General features: G+C 59.5%; 22 protein-coding genes. 1 reads left to right on the top strand and 21 read right to left on the bottom strand.

Translation table 11 applies throughout. The features are described from left to right. Window position 1: 1 nt before the first annotated feature. The 15 genes from ASD94_RS18810 to ASD94_RS18755 all read right to left on the bottom strand — a co-directional run bounded on the left by ASD94_RS18810 (window position 2) and on the right by ASD94_RS18755 (window position 16,213). On the bottom strand, window positions 2–634 hold the full coding sequence (locus tag ASD94_RS18810) for a sugar transferase (RefSeq protein WP_056646194.1): 633 nt from the start codon (window positions 632–634) through the stop codon (window positions 2–4). A gap of 2 nt (window positions 635–636) precedes the next feature. Next, window positions 637–1,794 carry a DegT/DnrJ/EryC1/StrS aminotransferase family protein gene (locus tag ASD94_RS18805; RefSeq protein ID WP_056646191.1) on the bottom strand — a complete coding sequence of 386 codons (1,158 nt, stop codon included), beginning with the start codon at window positions 1,792–1,794 and terminating at the stop codon, window positions 637–639. Beyond that, window positions 1,791–2,486: a bifunctional 2-polyprenyl-6-hydroxyphenol methylase/3-demethylubiquinol 3-O-methyltransferase UbiG gene (locus ASD94_RS18800; RefSeq protein ID WP_056646188.1), complete on the bottom strand. Its 696-nt coding sequence runs from the start codon at window positions 2,484–2,486 to the stop codon at window positions 1,791–1,793. Before ASD94_RS18800 ends, ASD94_RS18805 begins: the two co-directional genes overlap by 4 nt. Beyond that, window positions 2,483–3,697, bottom strand: coding sequence for a glycosyltransferase family 4 protein (locus tag ASD94_RS18795; RefSeq protein WP_056646600.1), 1,215 nt, complete (start codon window positions 3,695–3,697; stop codon window positions 2,483–2,485). Before ASD94_RS18795 ends, ASD94_RS18800 begins: the two co-directional genes overlap by 4 nt. A gap of 255 nt (window positions 3,698–3,952) precedes the next feature. Beyond that, on the bottom strand, window positions 3,953–5,371 hold the full coding sequence (locus tag ASD94_RS18790; protein ID WP_056646185.1) for a lipopolysaccharide biosynthesis protein: 1,419 nt from the start codon (window positions 5,369–5,371) through the stop codon (window positions 3,953–3,955). Further along, window positions 5,349–6,686: a glycosyltransferase gene (locus tag ASD94_RS23795; RefSeq protein ID WP_158274185.1), complete on the bottom strand. Its 1,338-nt coding sequence runs from the start codon at window positions 6,684–6,686 to the stop codon at window positions 5,349–5,351. The genes ASD94_RS18790 and ASD94_RS23795 overlap by 23 nt, the downstream gene beginning before the upstream one ends. Window positions 6,687–6,705: 19 nt before the next feature. Then, window positions 6,706–7,332 carry an acyltransferase gene (locus ASD94_RS23735; RefSeq protein WP_108626863.1) on the bottom strand — a complete coding sequence of 209 codons (627 nt, stop codon included), beginning with the start codon at window positions 7,330–7,332 and terminating at the stop codon, window positions 6,706–6,708. 18 nt (window positions 7,333–7,350) lie between these two features. Beyond that, on the bottom strand, window positions 7,351–8,478 hold the full coding sequence (locus ASD94_RS23385; protein ID WP_082576939.1) for a DegT/DnrJ/EryC1/StrS aminotransferase family protein: 1,128 nt from the start codon (window positions 8,476–8,478) through the stop codon (window positions 7,351–7,353). A 14-nt stretch (window positions 8,479–8,492) separates the two neighbouring features. Next, window positions 8,493–9,521: an NAD(P)-dependent oxidoreductase gene (locus tag ASD94_RS18785; protein ID WP_199226475.1), complete on the bottom strand. Its 1,029-nt coding sequence runs from the start codon at window positions 9,519–9,521 to the stop codon at window positions 8,493–8,495. A 145-nt stretch (window positions 9,522–9,666) separates the two neighbouring features. Beyond that, the gene (locus ASD94_RS18780) at window positions 9,667–10,806 is read right to left on the bottom strand and encodes a DegT/DnrJ/EryC1/StrS aminotransferase family protein (protein ID WP_056646179.1); all 1,140 of its coding nucleotides are present in this window, start codon (window positions 10,804–10,806) and stop codon (window positions 9,667–9,669) included. Next, complete coding sequence (locus tag ASD94_RS18775) at window positions 10,799–11,392, bottom strand: acyltransferase (protein ID WP_056646176.1); 594 nt, start codon at window positions 11,390–11,392, stop codon at window positions 10,799–10,801. Before ASD94_RS18775 ends, ASD94_RS18780 begins: the two co-directional genes overlap by 8 nt. Next, on the bottom strand, window positions 11,389–12,336 hold the full coding sequence (locus ASD94_RS18770) for a Gfo/Idh/MocA family protein (RefSeq protein WP_056646173.1): 948 nt from the start codon (window positions 12,334–12,336) through the stop codon (window positions 11,389–11,391). Before ASD94_RS18770 ends, ASD94_RS18775 begins: the two co-directional genes overlap by 4 nt. A 4-nt stretch (window positions 12,337–12,340) precedes the next feature. Then, entirely contained in the window at window positions 12,341–13,645 is a 1,305-nt protein-coding gene (locus tag ASD94_RS18765) for a nucleotide sugar dehydrogenase (RefSeq protein WP_369818077.1), read from the bottom strand. Continuing rightward, complete coding sequence (locus ASD94_RS18760) at window positions 13,642–15,552, bottom strand: nucleoside-diphosphate sugar epimerase/dehydratase (protein WP_056646598.1); 1,911 nt, start codon at window positions 15,550–15,552, stop codon at window positions 13,642–13,644. The genes ASD94_RS18765 and ASD94_RS18760 overlap by 4 nt, the downstream gene beginning before the upstream one ends. A 22-nt stretch (window positions 15,553–15,574) precedes the next feature. After that, entirely contained in the window at window positions 15,575–16,213 is a 639-nt protein-coding gene (locus ASD94_RS18755) for an LON peptidase substrate-binding domain-containing protein (protein WP_056646597.1), read from the bottom strand. 79 nt (window positions 16,214–16,292) lie between these two features. Here ASD94_RS18755 and ASD94_RS18750 point away from each other — a divergent pair, with 79 nt between their 5' ends. Then, entirely contained in the window at window positions 16,293–16,844 is a 552-nt protein-coding gene (locus ASD94_RS18750; protein ID WP_056646596.1) for a YggT family protein, read from the top strand. A 114-nt stretch (window positions 16,845–16,958) separates the two neighbouring features. Here ASD94_RS18750 and accD read toward each other — a convergent pair whose 3' ends face one another. From accD to ASD94_RS18720, 6 genes are all read right to left on the bottom strand, one after another. Continuing rightward, entirely contained in the window at window positions 16,959–17,831 is an 873-nt protein-coding gene (gene accD / locus ASD94_RS18745; RefSeq protein WP_056646167.1) for an acetyl-CoA carboxylase, carboxyltransferase subunit beta, read from the bottom strand. Window positions 17,832–17,946: 115 nt separating this feature from the next. After that, a complete protein-coding gene (trpA, locus tag ASD94_RS18740; protein WP_056646164.1) occupies window positions 17,947–18,756 on the bottom strand; it encodes a tryptophan synthase subunit alpha in 810 nt (269 codons plus the stop codon). Then, window positions 18,757–20,040 carry a tryptophan synthase subunit beta gene (gene trpB, locus ASD94_RS18735; RefSeq protein WP_056646160.1) on the bottom strand — a complete coding sequence of 428 codons (1,284 nt, stop codon included), beginning with the start codon at window positions 20,038–20,040 and terminating at the stop codon, window positions 18,757–18,759. It lies immediately after the preceding gene. Then, window positions 20,018–20,815 carry a phosphoribosylanthranilate isomerase gene (locus tag ASD94_RS18730; protein ID WP_235510709.1) on the bottom strand — a complete coding sequence of 266 codons (798 nt, stop codon included), beginning with the start codon at window positions 20,813–20,815 and terminating at the stop codon, window positions 20,018–20,020. Before ASD94_RS18730 ends, trpB begins: the two co-directional genes overlap by 23 nt. Next, a complete protein-coding gene (gene truA, locus ASD94_RS18725; protein ID WP_056646157.1) occupies window positions 20,812–21,633 on the bottom strand; it encodes a tRNA pseudouridine(38-40) synthase TruA in 822 nt (273 codons plus the stop codon). The genes ASD94_RS18730 and truA overlap by 4 nt, the downstream gene beginning before the upstream one ends. 53 nt (window positions 21,634–21,686) lie before the next feature. Next, window positions 21,687–24,299 carry a FimV/HubP family polar landmark protein gene (locus tag ASD94_RS18720; protein ID WP_056646154.1) on the bottom strand — a complete coding sequence of 871 codons (2,613 nt, stop codon included), beginning with the start codon at window positions 24,297–24,299 and terminating at the stop codon, window positions 21,687–21,689. Window positions 24,300–24,423 lie beyond the last annotated feature (124 nt).

Here is a 24,423-nt window from a genome sequence, read left to right as displayed (position 1 = left end):
GCTACGGGCTGTCTTCCGGCGCCATGCCCTTGGCAGGGCGGTCGCTCCATAGTGCCCTGGCGGTCATGGCGATGATTTTCACGTCGGTCCAGAGCGGGTGCGAGCGGGCATACTCGGCGGCATAGCGCAACTTGATGGGCAGTATTTGCTCCACATACGTGCGCTCCGGGTCTTTGCTATGGCTCAGCAGGGTGCTTTCGTCGCGGAATTCGATGGAGGCGCGGTCGGTGATGCCTGGCCGCACGCTGAGCACCAGATCCCGCACGGTGTCCGGGTAGAGCGCGACATAGTGCGGCACCTCGGGCCGGGGGCCGACGAGACTCATGTCACCCCGAAGCACGTTGAAAAGCTGCGGCAGCTCGTCGGCCTTGGTGCGTCGCAGCCAATGGCCAGCCCGGGTAATGCGAGCGTCTGCCCCGATGGTGATGGCCGGGCCCGCAGCTTCTGCGCGCGAGTGCATGGTACGGAACTTGTAGATGCGGAACAACCTGCCCGCGCGGCCCACACGCTGTTGGCGAAAAAGTGCCGGACCGGGCGAGTCCCACACCACCCACAATGCCACGGCCAGCAGCACGGGGGCGAGCAGCAGCAGCCCGAAGGCGGCAATGCACAGGTCGAACAGCCGCTTGGGCATGTTCAGCCCAGCACCTCGTGCAGTGCTGCAATCACGCGGTCCTGGTCGCTGTCACCCATGGCGGTGAACAAGGGAATGCTGATCATGGCTTGGTAAGCTGCATCGGCCTGGGGGAACATTGCCGGCGTAAGCTGATAGCGGTCCCGCCAGTACGGGTGCCGGTGCAGCGGCACATAGTGCACGCTGGTGCCGATGCCCCGGTCTGACAGCGCCTGGATCGCCTCGTCACGACCCATTGGCGCATCCGCTCGCAGCCGGATGACATAGAGGTGCCAGGCGTGGGTGTCGCCTTGAGGAGCCCGGGCGGGCAAGGTCAGGGGCAGGGGCGCCAACTGCTCATGGTAGCGGCTTGCCAGCACCTCGCGCCGCTGCACAAATTGCGGCAGCCGCGCTAGTTGCTCCACGCCCATGGCGGCGGCTACGTCCGTCATGTTGTACTTGAAGCCGGGCGCGACGACCTCGTAGTACCAAGCGGGGGTTTTGGAGGTGAATCGGTCAAACGTATCGCGGCTCATGCCGTGCAGCCGCATGGTGCGCATGCGCTGCGCAAGTGCCGGGTCGCGCGTGACGGCCATGCCCCCTTCACCGGTGGTGATGGTCTTGTTGGCGTAGAAGCTAAACACCGTGACATCGGATGCCAACTGCCCCACCAGGGTGCCACGCCATGTGGTGGGCAAAGCATGAGCCGCATCTTCCACCACCTTGAGGTGATGCTCTTTAGCGATGGTCAGTATGGCGTCCATGTCGCATGCCAGCCCCCCGTAGTGCACCGGCATGATGGCTTTTGTACGGGGTGTGATGGCCGCACGTGCTTTGGCCGGATCGATATTTAGAGTCACCGGGTCTACGTCCACCAGTACCGGTTCGGCGCCCAGATAGCGCACCACCTCTACCGTGGCGGTAAATGTGAGGGTGGGTGCGATCACTTCGTCGCCCGGGCCGATGCCTAGAGCTTCCAGCGCCAGGTGCAGCCCGGCTGTGGCGGAGTTGACGGCGATGCTCTGTAGCTCATTGCTTCCCAGATAATCTGTAAAGGCTTGCTCGAAAACGCGTGCCTTTGGGCCAGTGGTCACCCAGCCCGAGCGCAGGGCCTCGGAGACGGCCGCGATCTCGGCCTCGCCGATATCAGGGCGAGCGAAGGGGAGGAAAGGCTGGATCATGACTTGGCAATCCAGCAAATGATGTGTGTGCGCAGCCAGGGCAGGCTGTTAAACAGGGTGTAAAGCATGGGGTGAATGGGGGCCACGCGGCGCGCGAGTGGCGGGGCGAGTGTGACGCGCTGTGCACTGATGGTAGCTTGGGGGAACAGTGCTTTCACGCGCTGTAGCGGTACACCGCGCACGTCAGGATTATGTGGGTTATCGAAGGTGAAGTCGTACCAAAGCACTGCGCCGCCTGGCTTGACCCATTGCCACAGGGCGGCGGCCAGTTGCTGTTGAAATAATTCATCCAGCAGCGAAGAAAAAACCGTAGAAACCATCACGACGTCTTGAGACCCGGGAGCAATGGGGACTTGCAGCGCATCGCCCTCCACTAGCTCCAGCGTCAGCGGAAGCGTCTGGCGCGCTTGGCGGTAGCGTTCGGGCAGCAATTCAATGCCGCTGAGGTGTTGGGGGGCGAAACCCACGCGCAGAAGTTCCAGCAAATTGCCGCCGGTACCGCAGCCGACCTCCAGCAAGCGCAGCGCTGCCAGGTCGGTCATGCTGTGCTGTCTGAATAGCTGCAGCATCGCGCGCTGCCGTTCTTGCACGCCCAAATAAACCTCGGGGCGCAAGAAGTTGTAGCGCCCATCGCCCGGCGAGCGGCGGGCATACCTAATGCTGACCGCGCTGGGCTCGTCCGCGGGGCTCATGCCATGGCCTCCAGAAACTGCTGCGCAAGCACAGGGTAGGTGTGGTGAGCCAACACAAAAGCGCGCCCTCGTTGGCCCATGTCGCGTCGTTGTTGGGGTGTGGCTGCTGCGAGTTGGCGCAAGCCCTGAGCCACGGCCTGGGGTGACTCAGGCGTCACGGTCAGCCCGCAGTTTGCCTCTGCCACGGGGTCATTGCCCGCCTCTACCGAGTGCAAAACAGCGCAGCCCGCCATCATGTAGTCCATGAGTTTGTTGGGGGCAATGCCGAACCGATACAAAGGTGTGCGCTGCCAGCCAATATAGGCAATATCGAACTGTGCTAACAAAGCCGGTATCTGCGTTTTAGGAATGGGATCAAACAGCGCGACGTTGTTCAGACCCTCGCTCTGCACCCGTTGTGCAAGCCGCGCCTTTTCATGACCGCTGCCCACCAATACGAAAGAGAACGGTGCATTGCGTAGCAGCACAGCAGCATCCAGAAGCACATCCATCGCGTTAGGCAGCCCGTGCGAGCCAGCGTAGCCGACGATGGTTCTGTCTACGCTCTTCAGTACCTTCAGGTAATCCGCCAGTGGGCCCGTCAGCGGCGCTGGTAGGTCGGGCCAATCTTCTGGCGATATGCCGTTGGGCACGATGTGCAGCTTGTGAAGGCTCAACCCGTGATTGGCCATATGCTCTGCCACCTTGGGCAGCATGGACACCACACAATTCGCATCGCGGTAGGCGTCGTTCTCTGCCTTTTGACACAGCAGAATGAAGGGGTGCCACCAGGGCATGCCTGAAAGTTCCATTGGCGAGGCCGGCCAGAGGTCATGCACCTCATAGACTAGCTTTGCGTTCGCCAGCCGGGCGATGCGCCTTGCAACCCAGATATCCATGGGGTAAGTGCTGGATGCAATCACCACGTTGGGTTTGCACTCGACCACCAGTGAAGGCGCCATTCGCCACACCTGGTGCAGAAAACTCCAGATGTTCTTTACCCGGCCTAACCCGTTACCTTGATAGGCTGGGGTGGGTAGCCAACGGTAAGCAATCCCGTCCACTTCTTCTCGTGCCTTTCGCGGCTGCCGGGCGCGTACGTGCGAGAAGTCGGCCGCAACGATGGTGACCTCGTGGCCAGTCCGCACCCATTCGCGGGCCAGGTAGTAGGGGCGGTATTCCATGCCCAGCGATGGGGTGCCGGCATAGTGATTGAGGTAGAGGACGTTCACGTACACAGGTCCGCGTAAAAGTACTGCACAACGCGCGGTGCAACGTACCCCTCGCCATTGGGGCGGATGTCTGAGCCCTGAGTACACACCGTCTGAAGCACTGTCACGCCGACAGCCCCGGGCGAAAGTGAGGGGGGCAAACAATTCCAACCCGATTCCATGTGAGCAATTACGTGTAATGTTATGCCTGTCTTGATAAATTGCAGATTGACGTCCAGGATGGCGAGGGGGTTTTTCATTGTGAACTACGAGACATCAACCGGGGGACTCGACGTTGGATTGATATCTGAATAGTCCTATCAAACTACAAACGATACACATGCTTATCAGCAAGCTAAAATTGATAAAATGGATCAACGGCTGGTCCAGTTCGATTGACTTCATGATGAAACCTATACCGAGAAAAACTATATAGGCCAATACTGCGAGAACGATTCGTCCGAGCTGAATCGGCAGTCGGTAGCTTTGCTGGCTTGCTCGGGCCCAAATCCAAAGATATAGCACTGCAGTGATCAGAGTGGAGATTGCAGCGCCTAAGCCTTGAGCTATTGGGACAAAGATGAGGTTGAGAATCAATGCTACTAGACCGGTTAGCACGGTGATTGATAGCTGGGTCAGTGAGCGACGCGCAAGGGCTAAGCCCGGGAAGAATACATACATTTGCGACAGTAGTGTCGCTGGAACTAACCAAGCTACTAGTACGGCACTTGACAGGTATGCGGGTCCCGAAATCCACAAAATGAGATCTTGCGCATACAAGCTCAAACCCAAGCTAAGTACCAATGCCACTGTGGTGAAGCCTTCGAGCAAGCGAACTAATTGCCCCGGGGTTGCGGGTGCCGCATGGTAGCGGTACACGAGTGGGGTCAGGGCAGTCTGAACGCCGACGGTCAGTAGCGCAGTAACTGCCGCCGCTCTTGACGCGACAGCGTAGTATCCCACCTGCTCCAAATTAGCATAGGCGTTCAGAATGAAACGATTTACGTGAAAGCTGGTGAAGGTTGCCAGGCCTGCTGGAGCCAACGGCAGTGAGTAGGCAAGCATGCTGCGCAAAGGTTTCAGATCGAGCGTCCAATCGAACTGGGTTCGCAAGGCCCAGATGCTCACCCCGACCGCGCTGGCAGCCGCTAGCGTCTGGCCTGCCAGCACACCGGTAACGCCCCACTCGCGACCGAGGCTATACCCGAGTAGTAGTGTCAACAGGCTATACAAAACGCTAGTTGCAGCGTAGCTTAACGGTCGCATCGACCAGCGGAATTGGGCTTGTAGCTGAAGATACAATGCGTTGCAAGCGATGTAAGCTAGACCTGCCTGTACCAAGCTTGAGCGGTTTGTGGTGCGGTACAGAATTTCGGACAACGACTCAGAAAACGACAGAGCTAGCGCTAGAAAAGCACTGTGCATCAAAGTAGTGAAGCTTAGTGCGGTGCCTGCCATCTTGCGCCGTGCCTCCGGGTTCTGCAAGGCGGCCCACTCACGAGCTAGGCCTTGACCAACTTCCAGGGCAACTACTAGTGTTACTAGGACGCCCGAAGTGAGGATCAGATCTAGTGCGCCAAATGCTTCAGGGTCAAGGAAGCGAGTGTAAACAGGCACAGTGAGCAAAGCGAGTCCACGTGACGCGATCGCGCTGGCGGCATAAATACTGCCGTCACGCGCGAGTTGCTTCAACATTGCTTGCCTTGGATTCGTCGTGCCGGGCCCAAAAGAGGTAGGCTTTGCTAAGCGATGGCTTGTCGTCCAAGCCCAGCGCACTTTCTCCATACGCGTCAACCAACTCGCGAACGCGACGGCGTCCTTCAATTTCGTCAAGCCCGCAACCGTGTAGGTAGGTTGCCGTCCGCGGGTCAAACCACCAAGCATCTGGCACCTCACCCCTTAGACATGCCACCAAACGACCTGCCACTGCCTCGCAGGACCACGTAGATTGGACAAAATTGATGGCAGCTTTGCCCAAAGATCGACGTGCGTCTGCGTCTCTCACCAACGCCTCCAGCGCCGACTCGAATTGATCAGGATCTACGAAGCGGCTGGGGGGCATTGGCCAATCGCCTTCTATCAAGCTCGGTGCGCGTGCGAGGTAGCTGCCTACGATTGCAGGCTTGCCGAGCTGGGCTGCCTCGGTTGCTAGCCCAGCCATCGGTGTATCAGAAAACAATTGATCCACAACCAGATCGCAACGTCGGATTTCGTCGAGCACGTGGGCGTTACTGAGGCCGCTGATCTTTATCCACTCGATTTGAAGTCCACGCGACAACAAAGAGTTGACTATCCGCTCGATCCTCTCCGTTCCCTTCACTTGAGGATTGGAAGGGCTGTGGAGTAACTTAATTTTTTTATTGGTGGGTGTGGTCTGTATATCCAAGTGCTCGTCTTGCATTGAGGCTGGTTGTGCTTGACGTTCAGTGAGCGTGCAGGGAAAACCAAAGGCAAACCAGTTGATGACAGGTCTGCGATTGAACTGCGCGGTGCCCGGGGCATTGATGCAAGTCACTCCAGCACTTTCGAAACGATGAACGCGTCGGCGAATCTTTTGAGTGAGTCGTTTCATCGCCTTTGCTCCAGACCAAGGCCAGGCACCATTAACGTATGGCGGACGAGCATCTGAGCCTACAAATAGCACTATGGTGCGTTTACCAAGATGACGCATCAAGAGGAGTTCAAAGCGAGTATTCGTGATGGACTTGCCAGATAGAAATACAAACGCTTCGTACCGGATCAAAGAAAGCACAAGGACCGGCCATGCCAACAGCAGGTGGATCGCCGCGACCGGCCAAGTCCACACAGAACCTCTGGACCGCAGGTTGCGCGAAATACCTCCAGTGGCATGCCACCATCGAGTGACGATATTAGTGTGTTGAACTGCCTCGTATGCGAAAGGGTGCGGTGACTCGAAGACTCCGTCGGCGTGGTAACCCAGACGGCGCAAACCGTGTGTCAGGCCATGTCCAATGCCAGCAACCTCAGTTGGACCGATAAAGATTCTCACGTATTTTCTCTATTCAGACTTACTCACCGCGTTGAGCCTGCAACTCAGCTTGGAGTGCGGTAAGAAAGCTGTCATTCACTTGGCCAACCGGCCGCGCAGGTGCGCCAGCGACTATCACTCCGGCTTCCACATTGGATGTGACGCACGAATTGGGAAGTACAACCGCACCGTCTCCGATCGTTATCCCTGGATTGAGTACGGTATGACCAACGATGTAGCATCGGCTGCCGATGCGTGTCTGGCGTTGAATCACGTGTGCTCCACCGGGTATATTTGTTCCTAGTAGGTTGGCTAAGATACTGGTATGAGTCCAAACGTACACGCCAACACCTATCGTCGTGTGGTCGCCGATCTCAAGTCCTCCTGATGCATCTATATAAGTATTTTCACCAATCCAGACATGCTCGCCGCAGATCAACTTCTCTGGCATAAGAATTTTGGTTTGCTCGCGGACTCGGCAACTTTCAGGTAATCCATAGAGCTTGGCTCGTTCGTCGTCAGCCAGTAATTCAGAGAGCCATCGAAGCGATATTTGCCGACGCAGCGCGGCGTTTCTTGGACTTTCTATTTTGGCCGCTAAGACTTCATCAATCAGGCCATCAAGATTTGGTACAAAGGCTCTTAGTAGTTGATCAAGGGCATCCATCGCGAGTAATCAGGTGGTCTAATGGTTGTTTGGGTGCAACAGCAGTCGACTCAGCAAATTGGTGACTCGCTCCACCTCTGGTGATCCATAGCTTTCGCAGAACGGGAGTGCCAACCCGTGCTTGTAAAGATTCGAGGCATTGACTCCAGTTGGTAGGGGTTGAATATTTTCAAACGCCGGTTGCATAGAAAGGCATTGGGCGCCAATGTTGGTCTCGATACCTTCTCCGGCCAAGTCGCGTATCAGCCTGTCCCGGTCGATGTCGGCTCTCAGCACGACCATGAAGGTTTGCCAACTGTGTCCTGGATGTTTGGCTGGGAGGGTCATGATCCCCGCAGACACCATAGGTGCTAAGGCTTGGCAGTAATTAGCTGCAAGTACGCGCCGTTGATCAATCCAACGTGGCAGATGCGGTAACTGGACTACTCCCATTGCGGATTGAATGTCTGTCAATCTCAGGTTGTAGCCAGGCTCCTCGAATCGGACTCCCTGGGGTTGACGAACGATGCCATGATTACGTAAGAGGCGAAGCTTGGCCGCCAAGACGTCGTCGTCCGTCGAAAGAATGCCGCCTTCACCAGTGGTCAGAGTCTTGCGCGGATGCAATGACCAGCAGCCGATGTCTCCCTGCGTGCCGCAAGCCTTCCCGTTCTCAGTTGCGCCTATGGCGCAGGCCGCGTCTTCGACCACCTTCAAGCCGTGATATCGTGCGAGCGGGAGGAGCGCTCGCATGTCGGCGGGATGGCCAAATTCGTGTACAGGGATGAAGGCTCGTAATAGTTCAGGGCCTCGCCATGCGTCGATTGCGGCCGCGACTGAGTCAGGTGTGACGCAATAGGTCGAAGGGTCAACGTCTACCAGAACGGGGTGGGCGCCTACCAAGCGAACGACATTACCAGTGGCTGGAAACGTGAAATTTGGAATGAGCACTGCATCACCTGGTCCGATGCCTAGTGCTACGAGCGCAAGGTGTAAAGCCGCCGTGCCGGAGGAGACGACTATTGCATGGCGCACGCCAAGAAAGTCTTGCAATATGGCTTCGAAGTGCTGACCTTGCGCGCCATAAATGAGTTGACCCGATCGCAAAACAGCGTTGACAGCCTCGATTACAGACTCGTCAATTGAGGGAGTGGACAGGCGAAGCATCGAAGCATTCCGATTCAGTTAAGGAAGATCGGCGCTAAGCTAGGCAGACTTGTTTCGTTAGCTGCGATCCATTTGGCTGTTTGTCGTAAACCATCTTCAAGCTCGATGGCCGCTGAGAAACCGATTAGTTCCCGCGCCTTCTCGACATTGGGAATTCTTAACTCAATGTCTGCGGATAAGGCTGGGCGAAATTGTACCCGCGAACGGCTTCCGGTCACGCGTAATACTGCCTCGGCTAGACCATAGATGGTCACCACGGCACGAGCATTACCGATGTTGAAGGATTCGCCGATGGATTTGGGATGCTGCAGACACTGCATAACGCCCTCTACCATATCATCGACAAAACACCAAGCGCGAATTTGAGTGCCATCTCCAAAGATGAGTAGATCCTCGTTTTTTAGTGCTTTGCGGATGAAGATGGAAAGTGCGCCCTCTCCGGTTTGCCCTGGCCCGTAGACGTTGAAGGGCCGTACCGTTACTGTCGGTAAGCCGTACTGCTTGAAGTATGCGTGAGCAAGGTGTTCCCCAGCTAGTTTGCTGACTGCATATGTCCAGCGCGCTTCACCGACTGCGCCGGTTACTGTACTGGCTGTTTCCTGCACCCGAAAGGCGTGGGAGCCGAATACTTCGGAAGTTGAGAATTCCAAAAAACGCTCTACGCCACCGATCTGGTGGGCCGCTTCGAGTGTATTAGCTGTGCCGATCATATTGACCCGCATTGTGGTCACCGGGTTACGAACCGTGCTCTCGATACCTGCAATTGCGGCAGCGTGTACCACCAACTGGGAACCAGCCATAGATTTCTTTAGATGGTCAAAATCCAGCACATCCCCTCGAATTTGCCGTACGTTTGAATGATTGGCGTAGGTGGTGTCTTTCAAAGTATTGCGCGTATAGTTATCAAAAACAACGATGTGATTGTGGTCTGCCAAGCGTGCAATTAGAGTGCTGGCGATGAAGCCGGCACCGCCGGTGATGAAAATTGTTTTATTGCTAATCATTTTTTTCTGTGGACCCAGTAAATAGCCCTTGGGGTTCAACTTTGCAAGTGTCCTTGCCAGATGCCTGCGATATTAGCCTTTATCAGAGCGCGGGGCAAATGAGAAGATTAAACTGAACTCTCGTCTCTGCGATGAGGTACTGTTTTTAGATCGATTTTTAATTATCGTCTTTCCCCCAAAGGGGCTAAAAATAATATTTTCCAAAAGCAGCCTCGATAGTGGCTTGTGCGACGCGATGAATAATATTTACATCCAAATACGGGTGCATAGGCAAACCCAGCACACTTTGTGCTACCGCATCGCCCACGGGTAAAATGGCGCGGGTATCAGCTACGGCAGGTTGTTGATTCAAAGGGAGTGGATAATGCACCGCGGTGGGGATGCCAACTAGCTTCAGTTGGTCTTTCACTTGTTCGCGGTGGGGCACTTGCACGGTGTATTGTGCCCAGGCACTGGTATTGTGGGGTTCGATATGAGGCGCGGTGATAGCGAGAGGGCCATCACTTCCGCCCTCTCCTTGAAGTAGGCGAGGGCGTAATAGCGCGGTGTAATGTTTGGCCGCTTGTTGGCGGGCTGCAATTTCTTCGTCCAGGATACCTAGCTTGGGCAGCAGAATGGCGGCCTGCAGCGTGTCCAGTCGGCTATTGACGCCCACGCGGATGTGGTGGTAACGGCGGTCCTGGCCATGGCGGGCGATCTGGCGCATCACCTTGGCCAGTTCATCGTCATTAGTGAAAATAGCTCCGCCGTCCCCGTAGCAGCCCAGGGGTTTGCTGGGGAAGAAGCTGGTACAGGCGATTGAAGTCAAGTTACAACTTTTGCGGCCTTTGTAAGTGGCGCCAAAGCTTTGAGCCGCGTCTTCGATGACGGTAATGCCGTGTTTTTGGGCGACAGCGTTAATGGCGTCGTAGTCTGCACACTGGCCGTAAAGACTGACGGGGATGATGGCTTTGGTACGTGGTGTGATTGCGGCCTCCAGCAGGGCTGGATTCAAGTTGTAGGTACGCGGGTCAATGTCCACATATATGGGTTTGGCGCGCAGCAATGCCACTGTTTCTGCTGTCGCAATGTAGGTAAAACCGGGTGTTATGACTTCATCGCCCGGGCCTATGCCCAGGGCCATTTGCGCGATCTGCAGTGCGTCAGTGCCATTGGCCACAGTGATGCAGTGTTTGGCGCCAGTGTAGGCGGCTAACCTTTCTTCCAACTCGGCGACCTCAGGGCCTAGGATGTACTGCCCGTGTGCCAACACACGGGTAATCGCGGAGTCGATCTGACTTTTGATACGTGCCTGCTGGGCCTTGAGGTCGATGAAGTCAATCATGGCGTGACGTCGGCAGCTTGGTAACCGTTTGGTCTTTAAGCATATAGCGGGCCCCAGTGTGGGGGCAGGTGGCTTCACCGTGGCCTTGCAGGGGGAGCGCGAGTTGCTCGCCATATTCACTCATCCAGCCTACGTGTCGTGCGGGCACTCCCACCACCAAGGCATAGGCGCGTACGTCCTTGTTGACCACTGCGCCAGCCCCTACAAAGGCGTATTCGCCAATAGTGGTGCCGCACACAATGGTGCAGTTGGCACCCAAGGTGGCGCCTTTTTTGACCAATGTGTTGCGGAACTCGTTCTTCCGTTCGATGAATGCGCGCGGGTTGTGGACGTTGGTAAATACCATGCTTGGACCGCAAAAAACACCGTCTTCGAGCGTGACGTTGTCGTAAACGCTGACGTTGTTTTGTATCTTGCAGTGGTCGCCAATCGCAACCCGGTTGCCCACAAAGACGTTCTGGCCTAGCGTAACGCTTTTGCCAATGCGTGCACCGCTGCACACGTGAACCCAGTGCCAGATTCGCGACCCTTCGCCAATGGCTGCACCTTCGTCCACGACGGCGCTGTGATGGATGGTGGTTCTCATTTCAACCGCGACACAAACGGGTGCATTTCGCGCAGCGTGCTGATGTGCGGCATGGCTGTGCGAATGGCGTGCACAGTTTCAATACAATGGCGCGCATCTTCGAGTCCATAACCCCGGCCCGCCAGAATTTCGGCATAACTTATGGTGTGCAGGTCGGTAAAGCCGTCAGAGAACTCGAGAGGCTCTCCGCGGATGTCAATGTTACGGTAGGTTGTCTTTTTGCCTTTGACTGCATCGGGCAGGTCGTGGGCATCAATGGAAAGAAACCACCGAACCCGTGCGCGCTGGTATTCGAGATACCCGCCAGCCTTGGTTTCGCCGTTGTAATGGACTTCATTGTGCTGCAGCGCACCAAAAATGAAGTGCAGCATGTCGAAAAAATGGACGCCGATGTTGGTGGCAACGCCAAACGATTTGCGGGGGTCACCCTTCCAGCTGGCGGCATACCACTTGCCGCGCGAGGTGATGTAGGTCAGATCGACATCAAACTTGGTGTCTTGTGGGGCTGCAGCCACCTTGTCGCGTAGCCGGACAATCGCTTCGTGGTGGCGCAGTTGCAATATGTTGAATACACGTTGACCGGTTTCTTGTTCCACCCGAGCGAGCTCATCCACCATTGAGGGCGTGGGTACCAAGGGCTTCTCGCAAATCACGTCACCGCCCAGGCGCAATCCTGCCGCGATGTGCGCGTGGTGCAGATGGTTGGGGGAGCACACAGCCACGTAGTTCAGCGCCCGATCAGGGTTGCGCCTCAGCGTGTGTGCATGCTCGTAAAAGCACTCGAAGTCGGTGAAAAAATCGGCGTCCGGCGCCAAGCTGTCGATGATGCCCACGGAGTCGTTCACGTCGTAAGCGGCGGCTAAGCGATTGCCGGTGTCTTTGATGGCGCGCATGTGGCGCGGGGCTATGTAGCCAGCGGCACCGATCAGTGCAAAGTTTTTCATGGGTTCAAAGTCGGTATACGGTGAATCCCGCTTGACTCAGCTCGTCTCGGTCATACAGTGACTTGATGTCCGTCAGAACCGGGCTGGGATGGCGGCAGTAGGAGCGCAGTTGTACGGCGCTCAAGGTGCGATAACTATTGTGTCCAACAGCTACCACCAGTGCATCCACGGGGTGGGTTTCGTCCACAATGCCGAGGTTCAGGTTGTATTCATGACGCACTTCGTCTGCGCTGGCTACCGGATCGGCCACAACAACTTCTATGCCCCAGGCCTGCAACTCGTGCACCAGATCGACGACCTTGCTATTGCGGATGTCGGGGCAGTTCTCTTTGAAGGTGATGCCGAGCACTCCTACTTTGCAGCGCGGCGCATCCATGCCCGCGCGCAGCATCATCTTGATGGTATTGCGCGCAGCGTACCCCGCCATGGTGTCGTTGATGCGGCGTCCTGCCAGAATGATTTGCGGGTGGTAGCCCACTTGCTCGGCTTTATAGGTCAGGTAGTACGGGTCAACCCCGATGCAGTGGCCGCCGACTAGACCAGGGCGGAAGGGAACAAAGTTCCATTTGCTGCCAGCGGCTTCTAGAACATCCAGCGTGTCAATATTCAGTCGGTCGAAAAGCACAGAAAGCTCGTTCATCAGCGCGATGTTCAGGTCGCGCTGTGTGTTCTCGATGACTTTGGCCGCCTCTGCTACCTTGATGCTGGGTGCTTTGTAGGTGCCCGCTGTGATGATGCGGCCGTAGAGTTCATCAATGGCGTCTGCAGCTCCCGGCGTGCTGCCGCTCGTGATCTTCCGAATGCGTGTGAGGGTGTTTATCTTGTCGCCGGGGTTAACGCGCTCGGGACTGTAACCGCAAAAGAAGTCTTGGTTGAACCGGAGTCCGGACGACTGTTCTAGTACCGGCACGCAGACCTCTTCGGTGACGCCTGGATATACCGTGGATTCATAGATCACCAGGACATTCTTGCTCATGGCGCCGCCAACGGTCTGGCTTGCTTTGATGAGCAGCGACAGGTCCGGACGGTTGGCCGAATCCACGGGGGTGGGCACGGTGACAATGAATACATTGCAATCGTGCAGGTCCGCCGGGTTGGCGCTGTATTGCAACAGTCTGGCTGCCTGCAACTGCTCGACCGATGTTTCACGCGTGCGGTCATGCCCGGACTGAAGTTCATGGATGCGTTGCGGCAGTATGTCGTAGCCGATGACAGGGAGCACTTTCCCAAATTCCACGGCCAGTGGAAGGCCTACGTAGCCCAGGCCAATGACTGCAATTTTTTGGGGAATGTTGGGCTGGTGCATCATGGGCTGATTATTGTTTCTGACCGATAGCCGGGCACGATTTGATTTAACAATTGTTTCAAGGTTGCTTCATCGCCACTTTGCGCTGCCTGGTACAGAGGCTGTAGGAGCGCACGTAAATCAGGCCAGGTACGGTGCTCTTCCCTCGCCCGCAGGATGCGCGGGTGTGCGGTGGGCAAGGGGTTGTCGCCGATGAGTAATTCTTCGTAGAGCTTTTCGCCGGGGCGTAGGCCGGTGAATTCGACGGCGATGTCTGCGTCTGGGTGTTGCGCGTCGCGTACGGTCAGGCCTGATAGTGCAACCATACGCCGAGCCAGCTCCAGGATGCGGATCGGCTCGCCCATATCGAGCAGAAACAGGTCGCCGCTTTCGGCCATGGCGCCGGCCTGTAGGACAAGCTGGGCGGCCTCTGGGATGGTCATGAAATAGCGTGTGACATCTGGGTGCGTGACCGTGACGGGGCCACCCGCTGCGATTTGGCGTCGGAACAATGGAATCACGCTGCCGCTCGAACCCAGCACGTTCCCGAACCGAACCATGGAAAAGCAGGTGGGACATTGCCACTGTCCGTTGCTCAGGTGCTCTTCCTCAAAGGGCGGTTGACGGCTAGCCGCAATAGCCTGCAGAACCAACTCAGCAACACGCTTGCTTGCTCCCATGACGTTGGTGGGGCGAACAGCTTTGTCGGTGGAGACGAGTACGAAGTGAAGTGTGCCGCTCTCCAGAGCCATCTGGACCATGTTGAGCGTGCCAAAAATATTGTTCAGAACGCCCGCGCCTGCGTTGATCTCGACCATGGGTACATGCTTGTACGCAGCTGCGTGATAGATGGCGTAAGGGCGGTGTAGCCGGCAGATGTCGGCCATGCGGACGGAATCCACCACACTTGCCAGCAGCGGCAGTAGTTCACACCGAAGTTGACCCTGGTCGCGCAACGTCTGAAGTTCCTGGTGGATGAGGTACAGCGCGTGTTCGCTGTGGTCCACCAGCAGTAGGTGAGATGGACCTTCGTGGATGATCTGGCGGCATAGTTCACTTCCTATGCTTCCCCCGGCTCCAGTGACCAGAATCACTTTATCTTTTAGGTTGCGGCTCAACAGCTCGGGGTTGGCTGCCACAGGTTCACGGCCCAGCAGGTCTTCAATATCCAAGTCTTGAAAGTCTGTGACGGTGACTTTTCCGCTGGCGAGGTCTGTCAGGCCTGGCAGCGTACGTATCCGCACAGGCAAATCGCGCAGGCTTTGGATGATTTCGCGGCGGCGTTGGCGAGAAGCACTGGGCAACGCCAACAATACGTCGGTGATACCGAATCGATCAACGATTGTCGGTAGCTCTTTCGGTGCGTATACCCGGGTGCCGTTGATACTGCGCCCGGCCTTAGCAGGGTCGTCGTCGACGAAGCCCTGGAGTTGGTATTGGTGTACGCCACCAAGCCCCGCTGCAGTTTGGGCTCCTGCACTCCCTGCGCCATAGATCAGTAAGCTGCTGGACGCTTTGCCTGGTCTTCCCTTGAGCCAAAGCCAGCCAAGCGCGCGGCTGGCGCCGACCAATAGCAAGAAGATGAGTGGCTGTAGGATACCTACGCTACGTGGAACACCTTCCCACTGCACGTTCAAGAGGATGGCCAGCAGCATTGCGCCGTAGATGGCCACCGCTCTGCCCGTGGTAATGAGTGCGGTGATCCCGGTGTACCGAAAGATTGCGCGGTAGAGTCCTTGATTCACAAGAACGGGGAACGCCAGGGCGGGTGCCAGGGCGTACGCAATCCACTGTAGTCCCTCGGGCCAATGCAATGTGTCAAGCCGCAAACTGAAGGCAAGCCACATGGCAAACACGCCCATGACCGCGTCCATTGCAGCTACAAACAGCCGCTTGGCTGGGCGTGGCCACTCAAGAATATGACTCAGCAGATACGGGCCTGGGTTCATCGATTTACTGGGGCGCTATCCCTGTCCGCTCCAACACATCCCCCACCAACTCCAAGCGCACCAGCGGATTGTCCAGCTCCATCAGCCGTTGTTTCAGCTCCAGCGGCACAGGCAGTAGTTCGCACCATCGGTTCGCCACCCAGCCGCAATCATCCAGTTGCGCCGCAGTGGGGGTCAGCAGGTGGGGCATGTCCGGGTCGCGCAATTGCAGTGTGTGCAAAACCTGCGCCAAAGCGGTGGATGCCTTCTTGAGATCGTCAGGAACCGGTATCGGCAGATCTTTTTCGATGTGGCCTACATCGGCAATCCACAGGCCGTGTGGCAGGTAGTGGCGCTGGGTGATACGGAAGCGCTGGCTGCCTCGGCACAACAGCGTGATCAGACCAGGCTGGGGGGTGTCGATCTGCTCGATCACGGCCAGGGTGCCGACGTCATTGAAACGTTCCTCCGGAGCGCCGGCCTGGCGCACTTCCTGGCCGTGCGTGAGGGCGACCACGCCGAAGGGGGCTCCAGCCTGGTGGCACTTGCGCACCATGTCCAGGTAACGCACCTCAAATACCCGCAGTGCCAGCACTCCGTCAGGGAACAGAACGGAGCCCAGGGGGAAAAGCGGCAGAGACGACAAGGTAAGGGGTGGGGTCATGGACGCGTGAATGCCTTCGCCCGCTATCATCCCATGACACTGTCGGCTTTTGCTGCGCCCCACTGCTTTTGTCTCATCCATGCTCTATCAGATCGCCTCTTTCCTGCTTGATGTTGTTGGCGGCTTGCTGACCGGGGCCTGCCTCTTGCGGCTGTACATGCAGTGGCAACGGGTGCCGTTTTCCAACCCCGTCGGTGGGTTGGTGTTTGCGTTGACCGACTGGTTGATCATGCCGCTGCGCCGGGTGATACCTCCCGTGGGGCGTTGGGATGTGTCCAGCCTGGTGGCAGCGATGCTGGTCCAGCTGGTGCAGTACGCGTTGTTGACGTTGCTGCTGGGAGCTGGCTCGGCGTGGGCATGGTTACCCTGGCTGGCCTTGTTCGGGCTGCTGCGCGTGGCGGTCTCGGGGCTGATCGGCCTGTTGATCGTCTATGCGGTCCTGTCCTGGATACAAGGCGGTCGTTCGCCCCTGGCCGATGTGATTGCGCGCTTGTGCGAGCCAGTGTTGCGACCATTTCGCCGGGTGATTCCGCTGATGGGTGGCTTTGATCTGTCACCCTTGGTGGCGCTGGTGGTGCTGCAGGTCGCGATGATCGTTTTGGGCCATTTGCAGGCCAGTGTGATGCGTTGAAGCACCAAAAGGCCTGATGTGCTAGTCGTGCATGTCTTGTTTGCTATTGAAAATATAGCATTGGCGGGCGGATGGTAGGCCCGACCCAGTCCCCTCGCGAGGACTGGGTGTTGTTCACATCACCGCATCGGCGGGCAGTCGCTGCAGCATGGCCAAGCTGCTGGCCACGGTGTTGCGCAGTTCACGGCGGTCGCAGATGAAGTCCACGGCGCCCTTGGTCTGCAGGAATTCGGCGCGCTGAAAGCCCTCGGGCAGGGTCACACGCACGGTGGATTCGATCACTCGGGGGCCGGCAAAGCCAATCAGGGCCTTGGGCTCGGCAATCACGATGTCGCCCACAAAGGCAAAGCCAGCGCTCACGCCGCCCATGGTCGGGTCGGTCAGCACGCTGATGTAGGGCAGGCCCTTCTTGGCCAGGCGGGTGAGGGCCGCGTTGGTCTTGGCCATCTGCATGAGCGACAGCAGGCCTTCTTGCATGCGCGCGCCGCCGGTGGCGGTGAAGCAGATGAAGGGTACTTTTTGCTCGATGGCGGTTTCCACGCCGCGCACGAAGCGCTCGCCCACCACGGACCCCATGGAGCCGCCCATGAAGTCGAACTCGAAGCAGGCGGCGACCACGTTGATGCTCTTGACGGCACCGCCCATCACGATGAGGGCGTCGGTCTCGCCGGTGTTCTCCAGGGCTTCCTTCAGGCGCTCGGGGTACTTGCGGCTGTCCTTGAACTTGAGGGCGTCCACGGGCAGCACTTCCTGGCCGATTTCATAGCGGCCTTCGGCGTCCAGAAACGCATCCAGGCGCGCACGGGCGCCGATGCGGTGGTGGTGGCTGCAGTGGGGGCAGACGTTCTGGTTCTGTTCCAGATCGGCCTTGTAGAGCACCGTTTCGCAGCTCGGGCACTTGATCCACAGGCCTTCGGGCACCTGGCGGCGCTCGGTGGGGTCGGTTTGCTGGATTTTGGCGGGCAGAAGTTTCTCGAGCCAGGACATGGTGTTCTCCTCTTCATTGGCGCGACCTGTTGCAAAGCCCGTGGGCACTTGCGGGGCAGGCCGGGTGTGAATCTGTCGGCGCACCCCGCAGGATGCGCCGGGCTGCATTATGCGACTAGGCGTCCAGGGCCTTGCGGATGCCGCGCAGGAAGTCGATGGTCAGGGGCACCACCTTGGCGTGCTCCTGGTCTTCAATCAACTGGATGATGCGGCTGCCGATGACCACGGCGTCGGCCACCTTGCCGATGGCCTGGGCGGTGGCTGCGTCGCGGATGCCGAAGCCCACACCCACGGGAATGGTCACATGCTGTCGGATGCGGGGCAGCATCTGCTCCACGGCCGCCGTGTCCAGCGCGCCTGAGCCGGTCACGCCCTTGAGCGACACGTAGTACACATAGCCGCTGGCCACACGCGCTACCTGGGCCATGCGCTCGTCCGTGCTGGTGGGAGCCAGCAGGAAGATCAGGTCCATGTCATGCGCGCGCAGGCTAGCAGCAAAGGCTTCGCATTCTTCGGGCGGATAGTCCACGATGAGCACGCCGTCCACGCCCGCTGCCGCGGAGTCGCGCACAAACGCGGCGTCACCGTGCTTCTGGTCGTAGCGTTCCACGGGGTTGGCATAGCCCATCAGCACCACGGGCGTGGTGTTGTTGCGCTTGCGGAACTCGCGCACATGGTCCAGCACTTGAACCATGCCAATGCCCAGGCTGAGGGCCTTTTCGCCCGCTTTCTGGATCACCGGGCCATCGGCCATGGGGTCGGAAAATGGCACGCCCAGCTCAATCACGTCGGCACCGGCCTCGACCATGCCATGCATGAGCGCGGGGGTGATGTCAGCGAACGGGAAACCGGCGGTCACATAAGGAATCAGCGCCTTACGGCCCTGCGCCTGCAGGGCAGAGAAGGTGGATGCGATACGGCTCATTTATTTCACCACCTTGATGGGTTGCTCGCCGCCCTTGACAGACTGCCCCTGGCAGCTGGGTCGGCAGTAAAAGTCGGCGCCGCTCAGATCGGCCACGGTGCCGATGTCCTTGTCGCCCCGGCCCGAGAGGTTGACCAGGATCGACTGGTCTGGGCGCATGGTTTTGGCCAGCTTCATGGCGTAGGCCATGGCATGGCTGGATTCGAGTGCGGGGATGATGCCCTCGGTGCGACACAGGTAGTGGAAGGCTTCCAGCGCCTCCTGGTCGGTGATGCCGACGTATTCCGCGCGGCCGATCTCCTGCAACCAGGCGTGCTCCGGGCCCACCCCGGGATAGTCCAGGCCCGCGCTGATGCTGTGGGTTTCGGTGATCTGGCCGTTGTCATCCTGCAGGATGAAGGTGCGGTTGCCATGCAGCACGCCCGCGCTGCCTTTTTGCAGCGATGCCGAGTGCTTGCCCGACTCCAGGCCTTCGCCTGCGGCTTCGACGCCGATGAGGCGCGTTTTCTCGAACGGGATGTAGGGGTGGAAGATGCCCATGGCGTTGCTGCCACCGCCCACGCAGGCGATCACGGCGTCAGGCTGATTGCCCAGCACCTTTTGCTCGGCCAGCATGGCAGGCATCTGCTCGATGCATTCCTTACCGATCACGCTCTGGAAGTCGCGCACCATCATGGGGTAGGGGTGCGGGCCCGCCACCGTGCCGATGATGTAGAAGGTGTTGTCCACATTCGCCACCCAGTCGCGCATGGCGTCGTTCAGGGCGTCTTTCAGGGTCTTGCTGCCGGACTCCACGGGCACCACGGTGGCGCCCAGTAGTTTCATGCGGTACACGTTGGGACTTTGGCGCTTCACGTCTTCGGCACCCATGTACACCACGCATTCCAGGCCGTAGCGCGCGCAGATGGTGGCGGTGGCCACGCCGTGCTGGCCGGCGCCGGTCTCGGCAATCACACGGGGCTTGCCCATGCGCTTGGCCAGCATGGCCTGGCCGATCACGTTATTGATCTTGTGCGCGCCCGTGTGGTTCAGGTCTTCGCGCTTGAGGTAGATCTGCGCGCCGCCCATTTCGCGGCTGGTGCGCGCTGCGTGGTAGACGGGGGAGGGGCGGCCGACGAAGTGCTTGAGTTCGTAATGGAATTCGGCCAAAAACTCAGGGTCATTCTGGTAGCGCGCGTAAGCCTCGCGCAGTTCCTGGATGGCGTGGGTCAGGGTTTCGCTGACGAAGCTGCCGCCATACGGACCGAAATGGCCGGAGGCATCAGGTTGCTGATAGGAATTCATGGGGATTCTTTGCAAGTTGGGCATCGGCCGCACGCACGGCGGCAACGAAACGTTGAATCTTCACGGCGTCCTTAATGCCTTTGATGGGCTTGCCATCAGGGCCATCGGCTTCGACGCCGGAGCTGACATCAACCGCCAGCGAGTAGCCTCGCGGGCGGACTTGCAAAATGCCATCGGTCACGTTTGCAGGCGTGAGTCCACCAGACAAAACGAGGTGAGAGCTGACGCTTGGTGGAAGGAGTGACCAATGGAATGCCTTGCCGCCGCCGCCAAAACCTTCGACATGGGCGTCGAGCAGGATGGCCTGGGCGTGAGAGTAATTGTGTGCGTATTTTACGAGGTCAAACTGTGCCGCTCCGTCACCGAGGGGAATTCGGGCGGCGCGCAGGTAGGGGCGCGCGCCTTGGCCGGTGGCGGCGAGGCAGTCCTGGGGGGTCTCATCACCATGAAATTGCACGGTAGCGCCGGCAATCATTGTGCTGGCTGCTATCACATTAGGAGTGAGCTCGTTCACGAACAGCAGCACGGGCGTGACAAACGGCGGCAGGCGACGGGCCAACTGTGCGGCCCGCTGGGGGGTGACCGCGCGTGGACTGGGGGCGTAGAGCACAAAGCCGACCGCATCGGCGCCTGCGGCCACGGCTGCATCCACGTCTTCCTCGCGGGTCAGCCCGCAGATCTTGATGCGGGTGCGAACGTTGGCGGACGCCTGCAAAGGGGCGTGGAGGTGTTGGCTGGAAGCGGTGGTGGCGGTCGGAGCGGTGGCCTGGTTCATGGAAGCCAATCATACGCAGCCGTGCGCTGGGGCAGCCCCCAGGCGGCGTCGTAGACGGGCCCTTGAAAATACAGCCCGTCCGGTGAGAACGTCGGTGCCGCCACCTTGCGCGACCGGGCGGCGAGCACCTGGGCCATCCACTCAGGAGGCTGCGTGCCCTGACCGATGGCGATCAGGCAGCCCATGATGTTGCGGATCATGTGGTGCAAGAAGGCGTTGGCTTCGAATTCGAATCGCCAGTAACAGGGGCTCCAGCCCAGCTCCGGATGCGGGGCGGTCGCGCCCCGTCGCACGATGTCGATGCGGTGCAAGGTCTTGACGGGGGTCTTGGCCTGGCAGGCAGACGCGCGAAACGAGGTGAAGTCGTGCTCGCCCAGCAGGCAATCGGCCGCCTGCCGCATGGCATCGTGGTCCAGCGGGTGAAACACCCAGCCCACCCGCCCGGCATCTACGCTGGGCCGTACCGGCGACTGCAACAGCACATAGGCGTAGCGCCGCGCCACGGCACTGGCGCGGGCGTGAAAGTGGTCGGGTACGGCCTGCGCCCACTGGACCGCAATGTCGGGTGGCAAGAAGGTATTGGTGCCTCGGACCCAGGACGCGGCGGGGCGATTGAGCGGGGTGTCAAAGTGGACCACCTGCATCAGTCCGTGTACCCCGGCATCGGTACGGCCTGCGCACAGCGTGCTGACAGGATGCGTAGCAAAGCGGCCCAGGGCCGCTTCGAGTTTGTCCTGTACGGTGTTGCCAGACAGCTGACTTTGCCAGCCACTGTACGCTTGGCCGTTGTAGCTGACACCCAGCGCCACCCGGGTCATGGGGTGGCCTGGAGAAGTGCTGGAGGCTGGATCAGCGCCAGAACTGGGCGGCATCAGCCCAGTTCGGCCAGCATGCGCTGGGCGCGGGTCTTGAGGGCTCCGCTGGACTCCGCCACAACCTCTTCAATCAGCGTGCGGGCTCCATCGGTATCTCCAATGGCGTTGAACTCTTCGGCCAGCGCAAGCTTGGTGGCTAGTGGGTCGTCCTGCGCTGCTGCCGAGCCATCGTCGGTGAATTCTGGTGCAGGGGCCGGGGTTTTGGCGGCAGGAGCCGCCATGGGCTTGGAGGGAGCGTTCAGGTCCAGCGACAGGTCGCCCAGGTCAAACTCCATCGGGCCGGAATCTTGGGGCTCACCGCTCAGCGGCATGGGGCCCGAGGGCGCCATGGTCAGATCGTCGCTGCTGGGGAAGTCCAGGTTGGCAACCGGCGGCGGTGCCATCGCAGGGCTGGGAGCGATGTCCTGGCTGCTCCAGGCGGCTGTGGGCTCGTCGGGAAGGCTGGGCAGGTCGAATTCGGGGTGCAGCGTCTGGGGCTCGTTGGCCTTGCTGTGGCTATTGGCTGCGGCGGCGGCCGCTGCAGCGGCAAAGCCACCGGCTGGTGCGGGGGGAGCGTCCGTCAGCGCGTCATCGGGAAGGTCCAGATCCAAGTCCAGATCCAGGTCTGGCGGCAGGGCGGCTGCAGAGGCTCCTGCGCCGGAGAAGGTGCTGGGGAATCCACCCGGTGGCACGGAGGGGGATTCGTCCTCGCCCATGCCAGGGCGGCCGCCTGGCTGGTACAGGCGGTTTTCTGGCTCCAGATCGCGCCCAAGTTCGGCAATGCGGTTCCAGTCAGGCCCTTCGCCCTGGGTCAACTTGAACACTTCACCCGCAACGGCCTCCAGGGCTTTGCGGTCTTGGCGCTTGGCGTAAATTTCACCCAGCTTGACGTGTACGGAGACGCGGCCGGGATTGTGGCGTACGGCTTCTTTCAGGATTTCTTCGGCCTGGAGGTCGCGGCCATAGGCCAGGTAGACGTCTGCTTCAGCCACAGGATCTACGTCGCCGCCTGCGTCCAGCTGGCTGGGCGAATAGGCCATGGACGAACCCGTGGTCATGTCGCTGTTGGCGGTATCCACGCGCTGGCCGCCGCTGGCACCAAAGAAGGAGTCGGGCTGAATGCGGCTTTCGAGGAAGGAACTGTCCACCCCGCCGTTCTGGCGACGGCGCTGCACCAGGCGGTATGCGCCAAAACCGAGCAGACCAGCTACCAGAATGCCGCCACCGATGGGCAGCAGCGGGTCGTCCATGAGGGTGGACAGGAAGCCTGGCTCTTCCACGGGAGCGGGAGCAGATTTGGGAGCCGGTGCTGGCTTGGGGGCCGGTGCTGGTGCAGATGCCTCTGCGGCGGGCGCCGAGGCCGCCGCTTCCGCTGCCACTGCGGTATCTGCCGGGGTGCTGGCCGCCGCTGTGGGGGCAGATGCCGGGGTTTCGGGAGCCGGTGGTGCGGTCGGCGTTGCGGGAACGGCTGGGGCCTGCACGGCCACCCCTGCAGGAGTGCTGGCCGCACCGGCTGCGGCTGGCGCAGGGCTGCTGCCGGCGGCTGCAGATGCCGCGCTCAGCTTGTTCAGATCGGTGATGTTCTTGGACAACTCCGCCATCCGGGTGGCGGATTCATTGGCCTGTTTGTCCTTGGCGACTTGTTCTTCAGCCGCCTTTTGGCCCTTGACCGAGCCCTTGGACAGGGTGAGTTTGTCGGGTGCCGCCGTCGCGGGCTTTTTGTCTTCGACGCGTGTCTGGACGGTGCCGGAGGCGGATCGCTGGGCCGCAGCCACCTCGGTCGAAGGGGCTGCACCGGCAAGCTTGCGGCGGAAGTCGTTGAAGTCGCGGGCCTGCGCAGTCAGAATCTGACGCGCCTCCGGGGCCGTCGTGGACTGGGCCGTGGCCTGATCGGGCATCTGCAGCACAGCACCCGCCTTCAGGCGGTTGACGTTGCCCTGGATGAAGGCGTCCGGGTTAGTGCGCATCATCGCCACCAGCATCTGGTCGAGCGAGACGCCTGCAGGTTTGTATGCGTTCGCAATCCGGCCTGCGGTATCACCCGCTTGCACTGCAACGCCATCTGCCGGTGCCGGGCGTGGTGCTGCTGCAGCGCGGGGCGTGGCTGGTGCGGCCGCTGGCTCGGTAGCGCGGGTCGCTGCTGCGGAGCGCGCTGCAGGTACCTGGGGCGCGGTGGGGGCCGAAATCTGGGGGGCAGCTGTGACGGCAGGCGCGGCACGGCGCATGCTTGGAGGGTCAAACAGCATGGTGTAACTGCGAACGATACGGCCGGAGCCCCAGTTGGCGTCCAGTACCAGATCCAGGAAGGGCTCGTTCACAGGCCGGTCGCTCGACAGGCGCAACACGGCGGTGCCGTCGGCACGGCGCTGCAGCTGGATCTGCAGGTTGTTCATGGTCTGTGTGTATTCCATGCCCTGGGCACGGAAGACCTCAGGCGTTGCCATCGTGGCACGCAGCGAGTCGGCTTCGGCGGGAGTGATCTGTGGCAGGTCGATTTCAGCGCGCAGGGGCTCGCCCAGGGCAGACTGCACGGTGATGCGGCCCAATGCCAGCGCAGACGCGTCGCTGGTGTAGAAGCCAGCGCAAGCCACGGCAGCCGCCGCCAGGACAGAAAATTTCCAACGATGCATGTTTGCCAACAACTGATTAGGATTTTTTGCGGCTCGGACGAGCGGTGCTTTTGTTCTCATGGTCTGGTCCCGCCCCGGCGCGTGAAAATATGTAAAAAGCACCATAGCATCAATGTTTTGCACT

It is taken from the genome of Acidovorax sp. Root70, assembly GCF_001428225.1.
GTDB lineage: Bacteria > Pseudomonadota > Gammaproteobacteria > Burkholderiales > Burkholderiaceae_C > Acidovorax.
This window is presented reverse-complemented; position numbering and strand designations above follow the sequence as displayed.